The 19,330-nt window shown below is 41.6% G+C and carries 17 protein-coding genes and 1 other annotated feature; all 17 genes read left to right on the top strand.

Going from position 1 to position 19,330, the window contains the following annotated elements:
* Nucleotides 1-177 precede the first annotated feature (177 nt).
* The 17 genes from KMHG_RS02355 (at nucleotide 178) to KMHG_RS02275 (ending at nucleotide 19,329) form a co-directional block, all read left to right on the top strand.
* A complete protein-coding gene (locus KMHG_RS02355) occupies nucleotides 178-858 on the top strand; it encodes a YggS family pyridoxal phosphate-dependent enzyme (protein ID WP_010286558.1) in 681 nt (226 codons plus the stop codon).
* Nucleotides 859-871: 13 nt separating this feature from the next.
* Nucleotides 872-1,423 carry a cell division protein SepF gene (locus KMHG_RS02350; protein WP_010286557.1) on the top strand — a complete coding sequence of 184 codons (552 nt, stop codon included), beginning with the start codon at nucleotides 872-874 and terminating at the stop codon, nucleotides 1,421-1,423.
* Between the two features lie 18 nt (nucleotides 1,424-1,441).
* On the top strand, nucleotides 1,442-1,702 hold the full coding sequence (locus KMHG_RS02345; RefSeq protein ID WP_010286556.1) for a YggT family protein: 261 nt from the start codon (nucleotides 1,442-1,444) through the stop codon (nucleotides 1,700-1,702).
* Nucleotides 1,703-1,787: 85 nt separating this feature from the next.
* A complete protein-coding gene (locus KMHG_RS02340; protein ID WP_010286553.1) occupies nucleotides 1,788-2,576 on the top strand; it encodes a YlmH family RNA-binding protein in 789 nt (262 codons plus the stop codon).
* Nucleotides 2,577-2,664: 88 nt separating this feature from the next.
* Entirely contained in the window at nucleotides 2,665-3,192 is a 528-nt protein-coding gene (locus tag KMHG_RS02335) for a DivIVA domain-containing protein (RefSeq protein WP_010286552.1), read from the top strand.
* Between the two features lie 46 nt (nucleotides 3,193-3,238).
* Nucleotides 3,239-3,461 (top strand) — a binding site (T-box leader).
* Nucleotides 3,462-3,505: 44 nt separating this feature from the next.
* Nucleotides 3,506-6,286, top strand: a complete 2,781-nt coding sequence (ileS, locus tag KMHG_RS02330; protein ID WP_010286551.1) for an isoleucine--tRNA ligase — start codon at nucleotides 3,506-3,508, stop codon at nucleotides 6,284-6,286.
* A gap of 277 nt (nucleotides 6,287-6,563) precedes the next feature.
* Nucleotides 6,564-7,355: a methyl-accepting chemotaxis protein gene (locus KMHG_RS02325; protein ID WP_010286545.1), complete on the top strand. Its 792-nt coding sequence runs from the start codon at nucleotides 6,564-6,566 to the stop codon at nucleotides 7,353-7,355.
* Between the two features lie 84 nt (nucleotides 7,356-7,439).
* Entirely contained in the window at nucleotides 7,440-7,916 is a 477-nt protein-coding gene (gene lspA, locus KMHG_RS02320) for a signal peptidase II (protein WP_010286541.1), read from the top strand.
* 3 nt (nucleotides 7,917-7,919) lie between these two features.
* Complete coding sequence (locus KMHG_RS02315) at nucleotides 7,920-8,840, top strand: RluA family pseudouridine synthase (protein ID WP_010286540.1); 921 nt, start codon at nucleotides 7,920-7,922, stop codon at nucleotides 8,838-8,840.
* Nucleotides 8,841-9,090: 250 nt separating this feature from the next.
* Nucleotides 9,091-9,630 carry a bifunctional pyr operon transcriptional regulator/uracil phosphoribosyltransferase PyrR gene (pyrR, locus tag KMHG_RS02310; protein WP_010286538.1) on the top strand — a complete coding sequence of 180 codons (540 nt, stop codon included), beginning with the start codon at nucleotides 9,091-9,093 and terminating at the stop codon, nucleotides 9,628-9,630.
* Nucleotides 9,631-9,662: 32 nt separating this feature from the next.
* The gene (locus tag KMHG_RS02305; RefSeq protein WP_010286536.1) at nucleotides 9,663-11,027 is read left to right on the top strand and encodes a uracil-xanthine permease family protein; all 1,365 of its coding nucleotides are present in this window, start codon (nucleotides 9,663-9,665) and stop codon (nucleotides 11,025-11,027) included.
* Between the two features lie 169 nt (nucleotides 11,028-11,196).
* The gene (locus KMHG_RS02300) at nucleotides 11,197-12,081 is read left to right on the top strand and encodes an aspartate carbamoyltransferase catalytic subunit (RefSeq protein WP_010286534.1); all 885 of its coding nucleotides are present in this window, start codon (nucleotides 11,197-11,199) and stop codon (nucleotides 12,079-12,081) included.
* On the top strand, nucleotides 12,081-13,358 hold the full coding sequence (gene pyrC / locus KMHG_RS02295; protein ID WP_010286530.1) for a dihydroorotase: 1,278 nt from the start codon (nucleotides 12,081-12,083) through the stop codon (nucleotides 13,356-13,358). The genes KMHG_RS02300 and pyrC overlap by 1 nt, the downstream gene beginning before the upstream one ends.
* On the top strand, nucleotides 13,358-14,458 hold the full coding sequence (locus KMHG_RS02290) for a carbamoyl phosphate synthase small subunit (protein ID WP_010286529.1): 1,101 nt from the start codon (nucleotides 13,358-13,360) through the stop codon (nucleotides 14,456-14,458). The genes pyrC and KMHG_RS02290 overlap by 1 nt, the downstream gene beginning before the upstream one ends.
* Nucleotides 14,451-17,654, top strand: coding sequence for a carbamoyl-phosphate synthase large subunit (gene carB, locus KMHG_RS02285; RefSeq protein WP_010286528.1), 3,204 nt, complete (start codon nucleotides 14,451-14,453; stop codon nucleotides 17,652-17,654). Before KMHG_RS02290 ends, carB begins: the two co-directional genes overlap by 8 nt.
* Nucleotides 17,654-18,421, top strand: a complete 768-nt coding sequence (locus KMHG_RS02280; RefSeq protein ID WP_010286527.1) for a dihydroorotate dehydrogenase electron transfer subunit — start codon at nucleotides 17,654-17,656, stop codon at nucleotides 18,419-18,421. The genes carB and KMHG_RS02280 overlap by 1 nt, the downstream gene beginning before the upstream one ends.
* Entirely contained in the window at nucleotides 18,418-19,329 is a 912-nt protein-coding gene (locus KMHG_RS02275) for a dihydroorotate dehydrogenase (RefSeq protein ID WP_010286526.1), read from the top strand. Before KMHG_RS02280 ends, KMHG_RS02275 begins: the two co-directional genes overlap by 4 nt.
* Nucleotide 19,330: the final 1 nt, after the last annotated feature.

Genomic DNA, 19,330 nt, shown 5'->3' with positions numbered 1-19,330 from the left:
ATAGCGTTTTGGCGATTATCGTCATTTCATAGAATGTTTTTAAACGTTTCTAGCGGGAATAGGACAACTATGCATCGAAATCGTTTTCGATTGCGGGAATTCGTTGATTAATAAGCGTATGCTTGTTAAAATAAAAACAAAATGATTGACAAGTAATTTGAAAAGCTGGGATTAATAATGACAAAAATTATTGATAATTTACAACGTATACAACAACAAATCGATGAAGCTTGTAAAAAAGTAGGTCGCGATCCTAAAGAAGTAACAATTGTAGCCGTTACAAAACAAGTAACGACAGAACGTGCTCAAGAGGCGCTTGCAGCTGGCCTTCAACATTTAGGTGAAAACCGTCCAGAACCGCTACTTGAAAAGCAAGAAACGATTACAGAAGGTGCTGTATGGCACTATATCGGTTCTATGCAAACACGTAAAGTACGCAAAGTATTGGATCACATCGATTATATTCATTCATTAGATCGCTTAAGTTTAGCAGAAGAAATTGATAAACGTGCGAAAAAAATCATCAATTGCTTCGTACAAGTCAATGTATCTGGTGAAGATTCGAAACACGGTTTAACAGTTGCAGAAGTGATACCATTTATTGAGCAACTATCAACATTTTCACATATTCGCGTCGTTGGATTAATGACGATGGCCCCTAACACAGAAGATGAAACAGTAATTCGTAATACATTTAAAGGATTAAAAGAGCTCCAACAAACGATTGCTCAACGACAATACGACCACGCGCCTTGCACAGAATTATCGATGGGGATGTCACAAGATGTGGCAATCGCCGTAGAAGAAGGCTCTACATATGTTCGTATCGGTACAGCGCTTGTTGGACTCGACGGATAGGAGGAGACCGTATATGAAAAATTTCATTAAAGATTTTTTCTACTTAAAAGAAGAAGAGGAATACGAAGAAGAAGTCGCACAAGCGCCTAAAAAACGTCCTCAACAGCCACAACAGCCTGTGCAACACATGCAACAAGCACCACAGCAAATGGCACCACAGCAAATGGCAACGCCACGTAAAGTGCAACAAGCACCGCGTAAAACACAGCAAGTTGCATCAAATATGCCACCACAACAAGTGGCGCAAATGCAAGTCGTTGAGAAAAAGCCAAATAATGTCGTGAGCATGAACCGCACAACGAAAGTGAATTTATTTGAGCCACGCATGTATTCAGAAGCACAAGATATTGCTGAATGCATTCGCAACAAAAAGTCAGCGGTCGTTAATTTACAACGTATCGATAAAGAAAATGGTAAGCGTATTATCGATTTCTTAAGCGGTACAGTATATGCATTAAATGGTGAGATTAAAAAGATTGGTATCGACATTTTCTTATGTACACCAGACAATGTCGAAATAGATGGTGCGATTTCTGAGTATTATTACGAGGAAGATCAGTACTAAGGAGAGTAAAGGACACGTATGAATTTAGGATTAATTATTGCTTATGCATTCCAAGTGTATTCATTCGCGATCATTATTTACATTTTAATGAGTTGGTTGCCTGGCTTACAAGAATCAAAATTTGGACGCATTTTAGAAAAAATCGTTGAACCGTATTTATCGATTTTCCGTAAGTTTATTCCATCAATCGGTATGATCGATATTTCACCGATTGTTGCATTACTTGCATTAAAATTTATTCAAATCGGTCTATTTAACGTATTAAGCTTTGTATTATAAAACATAAAAGCGCTTCATAAACAGAGAGGAATCGTGAAAAAACGCGATTCCTCTTGTTATTTAGAGGCGTCAGAAAGGATTGACTATGGATCACATTTTACAACATTTCAGACCAGAAGAGCGCGAATTTATTGAACAAGTATTAGAATGGAAACACCAAGTAGAAGATTTCTATGCGCCGAAGACAACACCTTTTTTGGACCCTCGTCAAGTGATGATCGTCAAATCACTTATTGGACAGCATGATGATATTCAAATTGGGTTTCATGGCGGATTTGATGCGCCAGAAAGACAGCGCGTATTATTGTATCCATCTTATTTAACACCGACATTTGAAGATTACGAACTAGAGGTACTAAGCGTACGCTATCCATCGAAGTTTGTACAGTTGAAACATCCAGACGTATTAGGTGCTTTACTGAGTCTAGGGTTAGACCGCGCTAAATTTGGAGATATAAGAGTAGGCGTCGATGTCGTGCAATTTGTCGTTGCAAAAGAAGTCGCTGATTACGTTCGTGCAAATTTAACGTCGATCGCAAAAAGTAAAGTTGTTGTGCAATCTGTCACAGACATGGAAACGCTATTGCCAGCTGTAGACATGTGGCAAGAGTCGATGATTACCGCTTCATCGTTACGATTAGATGCAGTGATTGCTTCTAGTTACCCGGCAATTTCGCGCCAAAAAGCGGCGATGTATATCGAAGCGGGCAAAGTGAAAGTGAACTACGCGGTTCGTGAGCAAACTGCATTTGAACTGCATGAGTCCGATTTAATTTCGATTCGTGGTGTTGGCCGTTTATGGGTAATGTCGATAGAAGGACGCACGAAGAAAGAGAAACTTCGACTAAAAATTGGTAAAATGGAACGGAAATAAGGCGCATTTTTGATGAAAAAGATGAAGTTCAAGTAAAAGAACTGTATAATGACAAGTAAGTTGAACATTGATATAAAGGAGAGATTATATGCCGTTATCACCACTTGATATACATAACAAAGAATTTGATCGTTCATTCCGTGGTTACAATGAGGATCAAGTAAATGAATTTATGGAACAAGTTATGAAAGATATGGAACTTGTATTAAAAGAAAAAAGTGAGCTAGAAGAACGACTAGCATCAGCACATGATCAATTAAGCCACTACAGTTCATTAGAAGATACACTTCAAAAATCGATTATCGTTGCACAAGAGGCTGCGGAAGAAGTACGTCGCAACTCTCAAAAAGAAGCGAAATTAATCGTGAAAGAAGCGGAGAAAAATGCAGACCGTATCGTCAACGAAGCATTAACGAAAGCGCGTACAGTCGCACTTGAAATTGAAGAGTTGAAAAAGCACTCAAAAGTATTCCGCAACCGTTTCAAAATGATCGTTGAAGCACAGCTTGATTTAATCGAGTCAGACGATTGGGACCATTTAATGGAATATGAAATTAAAGTGCCAGATATGGAAATGGATACGCCTGTAGCAATCGAGTTACCAGAAGAAGAATAACTGCTTGACGATACACGCGCAATTTTCTATAATTGCAACATATGAATGAAAAGCACTGACAGAGACAGTAAACTTATAAGCTGTAGTATAGCGATTCGAGGATGGTGAAAGCTCGAACGAACAGCCTAAGTTGAACATCACTCTTGAGCTAGATTGCTGAACGAACAAGTAAGCCGTCTCGTTGCCACCGCGTTAAGGTGTTCTTAAGTGGCATAGGATAACTATGCAATTAGGGTGGTACCGCGAGTTAACTTCTCCTCGTCCCTTTTTCGGGATGAGGAGTTTTTTTATGGATAAATGAGGAGGAATTACAATGGCTGAGTACAAAAAAACGTTATTAATGCCGAAAACAGATTTCCCAATGCGTGGGAACTTACCAAATATGGAACCAAAAATGCAAGAGAAATGGGCAGAAATGGACATCAACGCAAAAGTGTTAGAACGCACAAAAGATCGTCCGGCATTCATCTTACATGATGGCCCTCCATACGCAAACGGTGATATCCATATGGGTCACGCGTTAAACAAAGTATTAAAAGATATGATCAACCGTCACCGTTCAATGACTGGTTACCACGTACCATACGTGCCAGGTTGGGATACACACGGTTTACCAATCGAACAAGCATTAACAAACAAAGGCCACGATCGTAAAAAAATGTCGATCGCAGAATTCCGCGAACTTTGTAAAGAATATGCGTTAGAACAAGTGAGCAACCAACGCGAACAATTCAAACGCATCGGCGTACGCGGTGATTGGGAAAATCCATACATTACATTACGTCCTGCTTTTGAAGCACGTCAAATCGGTGTATTCGGCGAAATGGCGAAAAAAGGCTACATCTACAAAGGTTTAAAACCAGTATATTGGTCTCCATCTTCTGAATCTGCACTTGCAGAAGCAGAAATCGAATATAAAGATATTAAATCACCTTCAATCTATGTTGCTTTCAAAGTAGCAGACGGTAAAGGTGTATTAAACAACGACGAAGAAATCGTAATTTGGACAACAACTCCTTGGACATTACCAGCAAACCTTGGTATTTCTGTAAACCCAGAATTCCAATACGTTGTTGTAAAAGTAGCAGACCGTAAATTCGTTGTAGCGAAAGAATTATTAAACACAGTTGCTGAAAAAATCGGTTGGGAAGATGTACAAATCGACCGTGAAGTGGGCGGTGCAGAACTTGAAAACATCACAGCAAAACACCCATTATTCGACCGTACATCACTTGTCATGCTTGGTGATCACGTAACACTTGAAGCCGGTACTGGTTGCGTTCATACAGCACCTGGCCATGGTGAGGATGACTATCAAGTCGGTAAACGTTACGGCTTAGAAATCCTTTCAGTTGTTGATAACCGCGGTATTTTAACAGATGCTGCTGGCGAATTTGCTGGTCAATTCTACGACAAAGCAAACAAACCAATCTGTGAAAAATTAGAAGAACTTGGCGCACTACTTAGCCTAACATTCTTCGAACACTCATACCCACATGACTGGCGTACGAAAAAACCAGTTATTTTCCGTGCAACACCACAATGGTTCGCATCAATCGATAAATTCCGTCCAGAATTATTACAAGCGATCCGTGACACGAACTTCACACCTGAATGGGGCGAAACACGTCTATTCAACATGATTCGTGACCGTGGCGACTGGTGTATCTCTCGTCAACGTGCTTGGGGTGTGCCAATTCCTGTATTCTACGCTGAAAACGGCGAAGAAATCATTACAGAAGAAACAATCGCACACGTACAAGATTTATTCCGTGAACACGGTTCTAACATCTGGTTCCAAAAAACAGCGAAAGAATTATTACCTGAAGGCTTTACACACCCAGGTTCTCCAAATGGCGAATTCACAAAAGAAAACGACATTATGGACGTATGGTTCGACTCTGGTTCATCTCACCAAGGTGTATTAGCAGAACGCGGCATGAACTACCCAGCAGACCTTTACTTAGAAGGTTCTGACCAATACCGTGGTTGGTTCAACTCATCTCTAATCACTTCAGTAGCGATGAGCGGTCACGCACCATATAAAGGTTTATTATCACACGGTTTCGTTTTAGATGGCGATGGCCGTAAAATGTCTAAGTCTCTAGGTAACATCATCGCACCAGCGAAAATCATGCAACAATACGGTGCAGATATTCTTCGCATGTGGGTTGCGTCAGTAGACTATACAGCAGACGTTCGTATCTCAATGGATATGTTAAAACAAGTATCTGAAATGTACCGTAAAGTACGTAACACATTAAAATTCGTACACGGTAACTTACACGACTTCAACGTTGAAACAGATTACGTTCAATACGAAGATTTACGTGAAGTAGACCAATACATGTACATGGAACTTCAAAAATTAATCAAAACTGTACGCGCTGCATACGATAAATATGAATTCGCAACAGTTTACAAAGCAGTCAACAACTTCATCGCAACTGAATTAAGCTCATTCTACTTAGATATCGCGAAAGACGTTGTATACGTAGAAGCACCAAACAGCCACGCACGTCGCGCAATGCAATCAGTGATGCACGATACGTTAGATGCATTAGTAAAATTACTTGCACCAATCATCCCTCACACTGCGGATGAAATGTATGGTTACATGGCAGATACAACTGCTGAGTCTGTACAATTAACAGATATGCCAGACGCTGTTGAAAAAGAAAACTTCGCAGCATTAACTGAAAAATGGGCGAAAATTATGGCTGTACGTGACGTCGTATTAAAATCATTAGAAGAATCACGTACTGCAAAATTAATCGGTAAATCATTAGAAGCACGCGCAACAGTTTACGCTGATGACGTAACAAAAGCAGTACTTGCTGATGAATCAATCGACTTCGCACAATTAATGATCGTTTCTGAATTCGTATTAGACGATCTTGCAAATGCGACAGACGACTGCGTAAAAACTGAAACAGTTGCTGTAGCCGTTGCAAAAGCAGAAGGCGAAAAATGTGATCGTTGCTGGACAATCGACAAAACTGTCGGTACACACGAAGCACACCCAGGTTTATGTGAACGTTGTGCAACAGTTGTAGAAGAAAACTTCGCAGACGTTGATTTAGAAACTAAATAATTACTTCTTTTCCATTAATAAAGAGGCTGGGACATAAGTGTAAAAACACGATCTCAAATGAGCATAAAAAAACCGGAATCGCGCTGTGGCGCGGTTCCGGTTTTTTGTTGCGAACGCTAAAAAAGGAAAATGAAATGTTTCGTCCCAGCCTCTTTTTTTTAATACCGTAATGAATTTGACACAACATTTTATAGTTTAATATATCTATTTATAGAGGTGATGTAGTAAAATAGCTAGGACTAAGTGACAGAAATATTCATTTGTATGTAAGATTTTTATGAATTTTATTCGATCAGCAATTGTAATGAGTAAGCAGACAGAAACAGCCGTTCAACAAATCACGAGCCAGTTACATGATAATCCTGTACTCGTTTTATTTTTCGCAAGTACCACATATGATTTTACCCTTATTGCAGATGGTAGTGAAAAAATGAATGAATTGTACGACCAGATTGGAAATGTACGCACGACATTTGAAAATATTAGCCAATCTATTATCGGCGTGCAACATGAAACGAAAGAAATCGAAAACTTTGCGAAATTAATTGGTGACATTGCGGATCAAACGAATTTATTGGCGCTCAATGCCTCGATTGAAGCGGCGCGTGCTGGTGAACACGGTAAAGGCTTTGCTGTCGTGGCAAGTGAAGTCCGTAAGTTAGCAGAGCAAAGTAAAAAAGCGCTCGTACAAATCGACGCAAAAGTCGCCGAGATTATGCAGAGCATGGAAAGCGTTGTCCATAATATCGCCAAAGAACAAGATACCATCGAAGAAACGCAGCAAATGTCAGACGATACGAAAAGCTATTTCGATCAAATCGAACAATCAGAACGATTGCTCGCTAAAAATATGCAAGGCATTCATGGGGCAACGACGAAAACGTTAAGAGAAGTCGTAACGTTCCAACAACAATTAACGCAAATTGTTGAGTCTTCTAGCACATCGATGGCACACATTAAAGAGCTAAATGATTTTGCAGAAAATAAAGCGTATAACGCCAATGATATGATTGCTTTCATCATCCAAATTAAAGACTTGGTGAACGCCCTCAAGCAGAATGAACTGTAATCTTTTGCAGAATTATGATAAAATTATCGTTCGGATACAATTATGTTAAGGTAAGTACGATAAATGGTAAACGGGGGAACTGTTGTGTATAAATATTATTTAATCGCGCTCGTTGTCATCATTTTAGATCAGTTGACAAAATGGGGCGTCGTGAAAAATATGACACAAGGACAAGAAATTGTCATTTGGGATCCGATCTTCTCACTTTATTCACATCGTAACCAAGGCGCAGCCTGGGGAATGATGCAAGGGAAGTTGGGTTTATTTACGATTATTACACTTGTAGTCATTGTGGCAATTATTTATTTCTTTCATAAAGAAAGTAAAGGTAGACCGTTATTTTCAACGAGCTTAATGCTATTACTAGGTGGGGCTATCGGGAACTTTATCGATCGTCTTACACGTGGTGAAGTAGTCGATTTTGCAAGCTTTTGGATTCCGGTAATCGATTATGATTTCCCAATCTTTAATATTGCAGATGTATCGTTGACATTTGGCGTCATTTTAATGATTGTGTACGTACTATTCTTTGAAGGAAAAGCAGGAAAGGTGAAGAAATAATACATGACGACAGAAAACTTTAAAGTAACAACAGAAATCGCTGGAGAGCGTATTGACAAGGCACTTGCTGCTATGCAAGATACTTGGTCACGTACGCAAGTTAAAGGATTAATTGAAGATGGCCACTTATTAGTAAATGGCGAAACAGTAAAAGTAAAATATAAAGTACAAGATGGGGACCGTATTGAAGTGAATGCGCCAGACCCAGAACCGCTTGAAATTTTAGCGGAAGATTTAAACTTAGAAATCGTTTACGAAGATGAAGATGTATTAGTCGTAAACAAACCGAAAGGCATGGTCGTGCACCCAGCACCAGGTCATGCGTCAGGCACACTTGTAAACGGCTTAATGCACCACTGCACAGATTTATCAGGTATTAACGGTATTATGCGTCCTGGTATCGTTCACCGTATTGATAAAGATACGTCAGGTCTTTTAATGGTTGCGAAAAATGATTTAGCGCACGAAGGATTAGTACAACAACTTGTAGATAAAACAGTGACACGTCGCTATACAGCGCTTGTACACGGCCATATTCCACATGATAAAGGTACAATTGATGCACCAATCGGTCGCGATCAAAAAGACCGTCAAAAAATGGGTGTTGTCGATAACGGTAAACACGCAGTGACACACTTCCAAGTAATCGGTCGTTTCGGTACAGACTACACACTTGTACAATGTCGTCTTGAAACAGGCCGTACACACCAAATTCGCGTGCATATGAACTATATCGGTTATCCATTAGTCGGTGATCCAAAATACGGACCGAAGAAAACAATGGATATCGGTGGTCAAGCATTACATGCAGGCATTTTAGGATTTGAACATCCTCGTACAAAACAATATTTAGAGTTTTCTGCACCGATTCCTGCTGAATTTGAAGCGTTATTAGCTCGTTTAAGCAGCGAATATGAAGTTTAATGTATTATAAGGTTGACACTTTAAGTCTTATGGGACTATACTTGTGTCAGTGAAAATCTTAATATTCACCTTTTAAAGACAGTCCAGAGAGGCTGAGAAGGGATGCGAAGAATGTGGGATTACTGCGTCGAGAATGCAGTACTATTTGACATATCTATCAGTATACCTATACAACCTCTTGGGCAATTTGCTCAAGAGGTTTTTTGTTTAACAAATTGTTAAACGCACTCATGAAAGGAGGCAGTTTCAGTTGACAAAGAAAGCCGACATTTTAGATGAAGCAGCGATGAACCGTGCACTCACACGTATCGCACACGAAATTATTGAGCGCAATGAGGGGATCGACAACGTCATCCTTGTAGGCATCAAAACACGTGGCGCATACTTAGCGCAACGCCTGTCGCAAAAAATCAACACGATTGAGAAGAAAGAAATTCGCTCAGGTGAATTAGACATCTCACTATACCGTGATGATCTTTCTGCTAAAACAGCTAGCGGTGAGGCGACTGTTCAACAAGTCGACATCAGCGTAGATGTAACGAATCAAACAGTCGTACTTGTCGATGATGTATTATATACAGGTCGCACAGTTCGCGCAGCAATGGATGCGGTTATGGACATCGGACGTCCATCACAAATTCAACTAGCTGTACTAGTCGATAGAGGCCATCGTGAACTACCGATTCGCGCTGACTTCGTTGGGAAAAACATTCCAACAGCTCGAAACGAACGTGTAGTCGTCCATATGGTTGAAGTAGACGATGAAGATTTAGTAGCAATTTACGAATAAGTAAAAAGCTAAACGGGGGAACAAACAAGATTATGTCAAAGAACGCTGTATTAGATATTAACGAAAAACCGACTGGTGGTCAGCTAATTACACTTAGCTTACAACATATGTTTGCAATGCTTGGTTCAACAATTTTAGTACCAACATTAACGCATTTATCACCAGCAATTGCTTTACTGACAAGTGGTATCGCAACATTATTCTTCTTATTAATTACGAGATTCCAAGTACCTGCTTACTTAGGCTCATCATTCGCCTTCATCGCGCCAATCGCTGTTGCAACACAAGCAGCTGGCGGTCCAGGTGGGGCAATGATCGGTGCTATGGCAGTCGGTATCGTATACGGAATCGTTTCATTGCTTATTTGGAAAACAGGTTATAAATGGATTTTACGCATTTTACCGCCGATCGTCGTAGCACCAGTTATTATGGTCATCGGTTTAGGCTTAGCGGGCACAGCGGTTAACATGGCGATGTATGAAACAGTAGACGGCAAAGATGTTTACCGCGTTTCTTACTTTGTTATCGCGCTCATTACATTAGCAGCGGCGATTATCGTCAACAACTTTTGTAAAGGTGTCATTAGCACGATGCCGATTTTAATCGGCTTAGTCGTCGGCTACATTGCGGCAGTCATTTCAGATAGCATCGCAGGTACACATTTCATCGACTTCACAGCGGTGAAAGAAGCGTCTTGGATTGCAATGCCAGACTTCTTAATTCCAGGTGTAGATTACGATTTTAAAATCACATCAACGATCATCCTTGCGATGGTACCAATCGTCATCGTGACGATTTCAGAACATATCGGACACCAATTAGTACTCGGTAAAGTTGTTGGTCGCAACTTTATTAAAAACCCAGGATTAAATCGCTCATTATTAGGCGATGGCTTCGGTACATTAATTTCTTCACTAATCGGTGGTCCACCGAAAACGACGTACGGTGAAAACATCGGCGTACTCGTACTAACACGTGTGTTCAGCGTCTGGGTAATCGGCGGTGCGGCAGTGTTCGCAGTACTATTATCATTTTCAGGTAAGCTGATGGCACTCGTTAGCACGATTCCACCAGCTGTACTCGGTGGCGTATCGATCTTACTGTTCGGGATCATCGCTTCAAGCGGCTTACGCATGTTAGTTGAAAACAAAATTGATTTCGATCATAAACGTAACTTAGTCATTGCCTCAGTCATTTTAATCTTAGGCATTGGCGGTGCGAAAATTCTTTGGCAAGATGCATTCGGTATTAAAGATTATGACTTTGCAATCGAAGGGATGGCACTAGCAGCGATTATCGGTGTACTGCTAAACATTATCTTACCAGGGAAAGCACAACCGGATGTAGAATTACTTGCAGATGAAAAACGCGAGCGTGAACAATTAAATAAAGAATAATGCATTACCTTTTAAAGGTTGCCCGAGAGGCACAGAAGGGTGAGAAATACAGCGTACGTTTCTATAACGAAAAACTGTAATATCTTTCCTCCGCCTCCTTAAATTAACTAAGGAGGCTTTTTTATTAACATATCGACGGAGAGCGAGAATAAAGCTGGAGGCTAACATAATGAAAAACTTACTGTCAATTGAAGAAGTATCTAACGAAGAAATCTACGCAATTTTAAATCGAGCACAAGCATTTGAAGCGGGAGAAGCATCACAACTAGATCAAGACTATTTAGTTGCAAATCTCTTTTTCGAACCGAGTACGCGTACGAAAACGAGCTTTGAAACAGCAGAACGCAAAGTCGGTGCAACGGTCATTCCGTTCGACGCAGGCTTTTCAAGTACATTAAAAGGCGAAACATTGTATGACACAGTGAAAACGTTAGAGATGATCGGCATGGACGCAGTAGTCATTCGTCACAAAGTAGATAACTACTACGACGAATTATTAAGTGGCCTCAACGTATCCATTATTAATGCGGGAGACGGTGCAGGGCAGCATCCTTCCCAGTGTTTACTCGATTTATTCACAATTTTCAAAGAGTTCGGCAAATTTGAAGGATTAAATGTTACAATCGTGGGGGATGTATCTCACAGCCGCGTTGCAAAGTCCAATGCAACAGCACTTCGTCGCTTAGGTGCAAACGTCAATTTCGTTTGTCCACCAGAGTGGGAGGGAGAGTATACAGAAGCACATCACGATTGGGATGAGTTACTACATATGAGTGATGTCGTCATGCTACTGCGCGTCCAACATGAGCGCGATGCAGCATACGATGGATTCACAAAAGAAGGTTACCACGCACAATACGGTTTGACAGTCGAGCGCGAACAGCAAATGAAGCAAGGGGCGATCATTATGCACCCAGCGCCAATCAACCGCGGTGTTGAAATCGACTCAAGCTTAGTAGAGTGCGAGCGTTCAAGAATTTTTGAGCAAGTGCGCAATGGGGTTTTCGTTCGCATGGCGATCGTTGAAACAATCTTAAAGGGGAGAAAAGGATAATGACAAAATTAATTACGAATATCCAACTAGTAGATGAAGCAGGTAACTTATCAGCAGGGGAAATTTTAATCGACAATGACGGTAAAATCGCTGAAGTTGCATCAAAAGTAAACAGCTCAGCCGACGAAACAATCGACGGTAAAGGCTGCATCGCATCACCAGGTTTTGTCGACGTCCACGTTCATCTTCGCGAACCAGGGTTTGAACATAAAGAAACAATTGAAACAGGTACAGCTTCAGCCGCAAAAGGTGGCTTCACAACAATTTGCGCAATGCCAAATACGAAGCCTGTACCAGACTCAGTCGAAAACTTACAATTAATCAACAGCTTAATTGAAAAGAGCGCAAAAGTCCGCGTCCTACCGTATGGCTCACTAACAGTCGCACAATCAGGCGACAAACGTACAAATATGAAAGCATTAAAAGAAAATGGCGCTGTCGCTTTCTCAGATGACGGTGTTGGCGTACAACTCGCTTCTACGATGTATGAGCAAATGAAAGATGCGGCAGAGTTAGGGGTAACTGTTGTCGCACACTGCGAAGATAATTCACTTATTTACGACGGTGTCATGCACGAAGGTACGCGTAACGTACAACTTGGTTTACCAGGGATTCCATCAATTTGTGAATCGGTACAAATCGCACGCGACGTGCTCCTTGCAGAAGCAGCGGGAGCACATTACCACGTATGCCACGTATCGACGAAGGAATCTGTTCGCGCCGTACGCGATGCGAAAAAAGCAGGTATCAACGTGACGGCGGAAGTTTGTCCACACCATTTAATTTTAGAAGAAATGGACATTCCGTCAGATGATGCAAACTGGAAAATGAACCCACCACTTCGCGCAAAAGAGGACTGGGAAGCATTACATGAAGGTTTATTAGATGGCACAATCGACTGCATCGCAACGGACCATGCACCACATACACATGAAGAAAAATGTTGTGGTATGGTCGGCGCGCCATTCGGCATCGTCGGTTTTGAAACAGCGTTCCCACTACTGTATACACAATTCGTAAAAACTGGTAAATGGACGTTGCGTCAATTAATCGATTGGATGACAGTTAAACCGGCACAATTATTCAAACTGCCATACGGTACGTTAAATGTCGGTGAATCAGCAGACATCGTACTCATCGACTTAGAAAGCGAACAAGCAGTTGATGTAGAAAACTTTGAATCAAAGGGTAAAAATACACCGTTTAATGGTTGGAAAGCTTACGGCTGGCCACAAAAAACGATTTATAACGGCGAGATTGTATGGGAGGAAGCATAATGACAACAAGAAAACTCATTTTAGAAACAGGGGTAGTATTTGAAGGACAAGCATTCGGTAGCGAAAAAGGCTCTGACGGTGAAGTCGTATTCACAACAGGGATGACAGGTTACCAAGAAACATTATCAGATCCTTCATTCTGTGGACAAATCGTAACGATGACATATCCACTAATCGGTAACTACGGGATGAACCGCGATGATTTCGAAACGATTTCACCAGCGATTAAAGGTTTCGTCGTACATGAACTAGCAAAAACACCATCAAACTTCCGTAATGAAGGCACAGTAGATGCATACTTCAAAATGAAGGATATTCCAGGTATTGAAGGCATCGATACACGTAAGCTAACACGCTTAATCCGTAACGAAGGTTCTGTAAAAGGTTACTTAACAGCAACAAACGAAGACGTAAATGTTGATGAAGTTGTCGCGCGCTTACAAGGCACAACATTCCCAACAAACCAAGTAGAACAAGTATCAACAAAAAGCGCATACCCATCTCCAGGTCGCGGTAACCGCGTCGTGTTAATGGACTTTGGGATGAAACACGGTATCTTGCGCGAATTAAACAAACGTGACTGTGACGTTGTCGTTGTACCGTACAACACAACTGCAGAAGAAGTATTAGCATATCACCCAGACGGTATTATGTTATCAAACGGACCTGGGGATCCACTCGATGTACCAGAAGCGATTGAAACTGTCAAAGGTTTAATCGGAAAAGTGCCATTATTCGGTATTTGCTTAGGACACCAACTGTTTGCACTTGCAAGTGGTGCGAAAACATTTAAATTAAAATTCGGTCACCGCGGTGCGAACCACCCAGTAAAAGACTTACGCACAGGACGTACAGAATTAACATCTCAAAACCACGGTTATGCCGTTGATATGGACTCATTAGAAGATACAGATTTAGAAGTGACACACGTCGCACTAAACGATGGTACATGTGAAGGCCTACGCCACAAAACAGCGAACGCATTCACAGTTCAATATCACCCAGAAGCATCTCCAGGTCCAGAAGATCCAAACCACTTATTCGATGAATTTATTGAGTTAATGAACAATACTAGAGAGGAGCAACAACAACATGCCTAAACGTCAAGATATCAAATCCATTTTAGTAATCGGTTCTGGTCCGATCGTCATCGGTCAAGCCGCAGAATTCGACTACGCAGGTACACAAGCCTGCCTTTCATTAAAAGAGGAAGGCTACCGCGTAATCTTAATTAACTCAAACCCGGCGACAATTATGACAGATACACAAATTGCTGACAAAGTATATATCGAGCCAATTAGCCTTGAGTTCGTATCACGTATTATCCGCAAAGAACGTCCAGATGCGATTTTACCAACACTTGGTGGTCAAACTGGTCTGAATATGGCAATCGAGTTACACAACTCAGGTATTTTAGATGAGTTAAACGTTGAAATTTTAGGGACAAAATTAGATGCGATTAACCAAGCGGAAGACCGCGATCTTTTCCGTAATTTAATGTACGAATTAGACGTACCAACACCAGAATCAGAAATCGTTCACACAGTAGAAGAAGCAGAAGCATTCGTTGCGAAAATTGGTTATCCAATCATTGTACGCCCTGCATTCACACTAGGTGGTACAGGCGGCGGTATTTGTGAAAATGAACAAGACTTACACGAAATCGTTGCATCAGGTTTAAAATACTCTCCTGTAACACAATGTTTAATCGAAAAATCGATCGCTGGTTACAAAGAGATTGAATACGAAGTAATGCGTGACTCTAAAGATAACGCTATCGTTGTATGTAACATGGAAAACGTTGACCCAGTCGGCATTCACACAGGTGACTCAATCGTTGTTGCCCCTTCTCAAACATTATCTGACCGCGAATACCATATGCTACGTAACGTATCATTAAAAATCATTCGTGCACTAGGTATCGAAGGCGGTTGTAACGTACAACTTGCACTTGATCCAAATAGCTTTAACTACTACATCATCGAAGTAAACCCACGTGTATCTCGTTCATCAGCACTTGCTTCTAAAGCAACTGGTTATCCAATTGCGAAGCTTGCAGCGAAAATCGCAGTCGGTTTAACACTTGATGAAATGATCAACCCAGTAACAGGTAAAACATACGCTTGCTTCGAGCCAGCACTTGACTACATCGTTGCGAAAATTCCACGTTGGCCATTCGATAAATTCGAAGGTGCAAAACGTAACCTTGGTACACAAATGAAAGCAACTGGTGAAGTCATGGCAATCGGCCGTAACTTCGAAGAAGCGATGTTAAAAGCTGTTCGTTCACTTGAAACAGGTCATAAACATATCGAAATGAAACATGCAGAAGACCTTTCAGATGAATGGATTAAAAAACGTGTGACAAAAGCGGGTGATGAACGTTTATTCTTCTTAGGTGAAGCACTACGTCGTGGTGTGACAATCGAAGAAATTCACGAATGGTCAAAAATCGACTTATTCTTCTTAAATAAATTCAAAAACATCATCGATCAAGAACAAGTTTTACGCGACAACGTAAAAGACGTTGAAACATTACGTTATGCGAAGAAAATCGGTTTCGCCGATGAAACAATCGCAAAACTTTGGGGTATGAAAGCAGATGAAGTATACGACTTCCGTAAAGAACACGGCATCATTCCAGTGTACAAAATGGTTGATACGTGTGCAGCTGAATTCGAATCAGAAACACCATACTTCTACGGCACATACGAAGAAGAAAACGAATCAATTAAAACAGATCGCGAATCAGTCATCGTACTAGGTTCTGGTCCGATCCGTATCGGTCAAGGTGTTGAGTTTGACTACGCAACCGTACACTCAGTATGGGCAATCCAAGAAGCTGGTTACGAAGCAATCATTGTCAACTCAAACCCAGAAACAGTATCAACTGACTTCTCAATCTCAGATAAATTATACTTCGAACCACTAACAATCGAAGATGTGATGCACATTATCGACCTTGAACAACCGAAAGGCGTTGTCGTTCAATTCGGTGGTCAAACAGCGATTAACTTAGCGGATAAATTAGAAGCACGCGGCGTGAAAATTTTAGGTACATCATTAGACTCAATCGACCGTGCAGAATCTCGTGACCGTTTCGAAGAAGCATTACATGAACTAGGCATTCCACAACCACTAGGTAAAACAGCAACAAACACAGAAGATGCAGTGAAAATTGCTGAATCGATCGGTTACCCAGTGCTTGTACGTCCATCATACGTACTTGGCGGACGCGCGATGCAAATCGTCTACAGTACAGATGAAATTAAACACTACATGGAAACGGCAGTAGAAGCATCTCCAGAACACCCAGTATTAATCGACCGTTACTTAACAGGTAAAGAAATCGAAGTTGATGCGATTTGCGATGGCACAAACGTATGTATCCCAGGGATTATGGAACATATCGAACGTGCAGGTGTTCACTCAGGTGACTCAATTGCGGTATATCCACCACAAAACTTATCACAAAAACATATCGACACATTAGTTGATTACACAACACGTTTAGCACTAGGCTTAGGCATTAAAGGGTTAATGAACATCCAATACGTCATCTCTCAAGATGAAGTATATGTGATCGAAGTAAACCCACGTGCATCACGTACAGTACCGTTCTTAAGTAAAATTACGAACATCCCAATGGCGAACGTAGCAACAAAAGCGATTCTTGGTACGTCAATCGTTGAACAAGGCTATCCAACAGGCTTAGCACCAGTACAAGATGGTGTTTACGTCAAAGTACCAGTATTCAGCTTCGCGAAATTACGTCGTGTTGATACAACGCTCGGACCTGAAATGAAATCAACTGGTGAAGTTATGGGTAAAGATGAAACGCTTGAAAAAGCACTTTACAAAGGTTTCGTTGCAGCAGGTACGAAAATTGAAGACCATGGTTCAGTATTAATGACAGTAGCAGATAAAGATAAAGCAGAAGCGACTGCACTTGCAAAACGCTTTGTTGAAATCGGCTACTCAATCTTTGCTACACCAGGTACAGCGAAAGCGTTAGAAGCAGCAGGTATTCAATCAACAGTCGTTGATAAAATCGGCTCAAACGGTCCAACGTTATTAGACATTATCCAAAAAGGTGAAGCACAACTGATCATCAATACGTTAACAAAAGGTCAACAACCAGCACGTGACGGTTTCCGTATCCGCCGTGAAGCAGTTGAAAACGGTGTTGCTTGCTTAACATCATTAGACACTGCAGATGCGATTTTAAAAGTTATCGAGTCAATGACATTTACAGCAATGCCAATGCCAAAACCACAAGTAGAGGTGCACATGTAATGATTCAACAAGAAAAAATGAAAGTAGTGCGCCAACAGCAAGTCGCGGATCAAATTTTCGAGATTACGCTTGAAGGCCAGCTTACTGACCAGATGCAACAACCCGGACAATTCGTACATTTACGCGTAGCAGATAGCTACGAGCCAAGTTTACGTCGTCCGATTTCGATTGCAAATATTGATCACGACAACAAACAGTTTACGATGTTATATCGTGCTGGTGGACGTGGTACGGACGTTCTTTCTAAAAAGAAAGCAGGAGATGAAGTCGATGTGCTAGGCCCACTAGGCAACGGCTTCCCTGTCGAGGAAACAGCACCTGGTGAAACAGCGCTATTAATTGGCGGTGGCATCGGGGTTCCTCCATTGCATGAATTATCAAAACGTCTGAACGAACGCGGCGTCAAAACGATTCACGTATTAGGCTTCCGTTCATCGAAAGACGTGTTCTATGAAGAACAATTTAACGCATTAGGCGAAACATATATCGTGACAGAAGATGGCACGAGTGGTCATCAAGGTTTTGTTACAACACTGATTAACGACAAACAACCAGCATTCAACACGTTCTACACATGCGGTCCAACACCGATGTTACGTGCAATTGAACAAACGTTCCCGAATGAAAAAGGCTTCTTATCATTCGAAGAACGTATGGGCTGCGGTATCGGTGCATGTTATGCATGCATTTGCGATACGACAGATGGCGGCTACAAAAAAGTATGCTCAGATGGCCCAGTATTCCCGAAAGGAGTCGTGACACTGTGAACCGCTTAGAAACAGCGCTACCAGGCGTAACGCTTAAAAACCCAATTATGCCAGCGTCAGGCTGCTTTGGCTTCGGCCAAGAATATGCACAGCTTTATGATTTATCAAAGCTAGGTGCCATTATGATCAAAGCAACAACAGCTGAACAACGTCGTGGCAATCCGACACCACGTGTTGCTGAAACAGCGGCCGGTATGCTTAATGCCATCGGTCTTCAAAATCCAGGGCTAGAACATGTGCTTGCGCATGAACTGCCTTGGCTAGAGAAATACGATGTGCCGATTATTGCGAACGTCGCCGGTTCTGAAACGGAAGATTACGTACAAGTCGCACGTGAAATTAGCCAAGCACCGAACGTTTACGCGTTAGAGCTGAACATTTCATGTCCAAACGTAAAATGCGGCGGGATTCAATTCGGTACAGATCCAGACGTTGCAGAAGCACTCGTTCGTGCTGTCAAAGCGGCGTCAAGCGTACCTGTATATGTCAAATTATCACCGAACGTAACGAACATCGTCGATATGGCGAAAGCTGTTGAACGCGGTGGTGCAGATGCGATTACGATGATCAATACATTAGTCGGTATGCGCTTAGACCAACGTACAGGTAAACCAGTCATTGCGAACGGCACGGGTGGTTTATCAGGTCCTGGTATTAAACCAGTAGCGATTCGCATGGTATATGAAGTGTATAAAGCAGTCAACATTCCGATTATCGGAATGGGCGGCGTCGCCAATGTTGATGACGTTATTGACTTTTTATCAGCAGGTGCGACAGCAGTAGCGGTCGGCACAGCGAACTTCGTAGAACCGTTCGTATGTCCGAACATTATCGACGCATTACCACAAAAATTAGACGAACTTGGCGTAGCGAACGTACAAGACTTAATCGGAAGGAGCCATCGATAAC

This window comes from Kurthia massiliensis (assembly GCF_000285555.1).
Taxonomy (GTDB): domain Bacteria; phylum Bacillota; class Bacilli; order Bacillales_A; family Planococcaceae; genus Kurthia; species Kurthia massiliensis.
The sequence above is the reverse complement of the archived record's forward strand: the minus strand, read 5'-3'. Positions and strand labels throughout refer to the sequence as shown.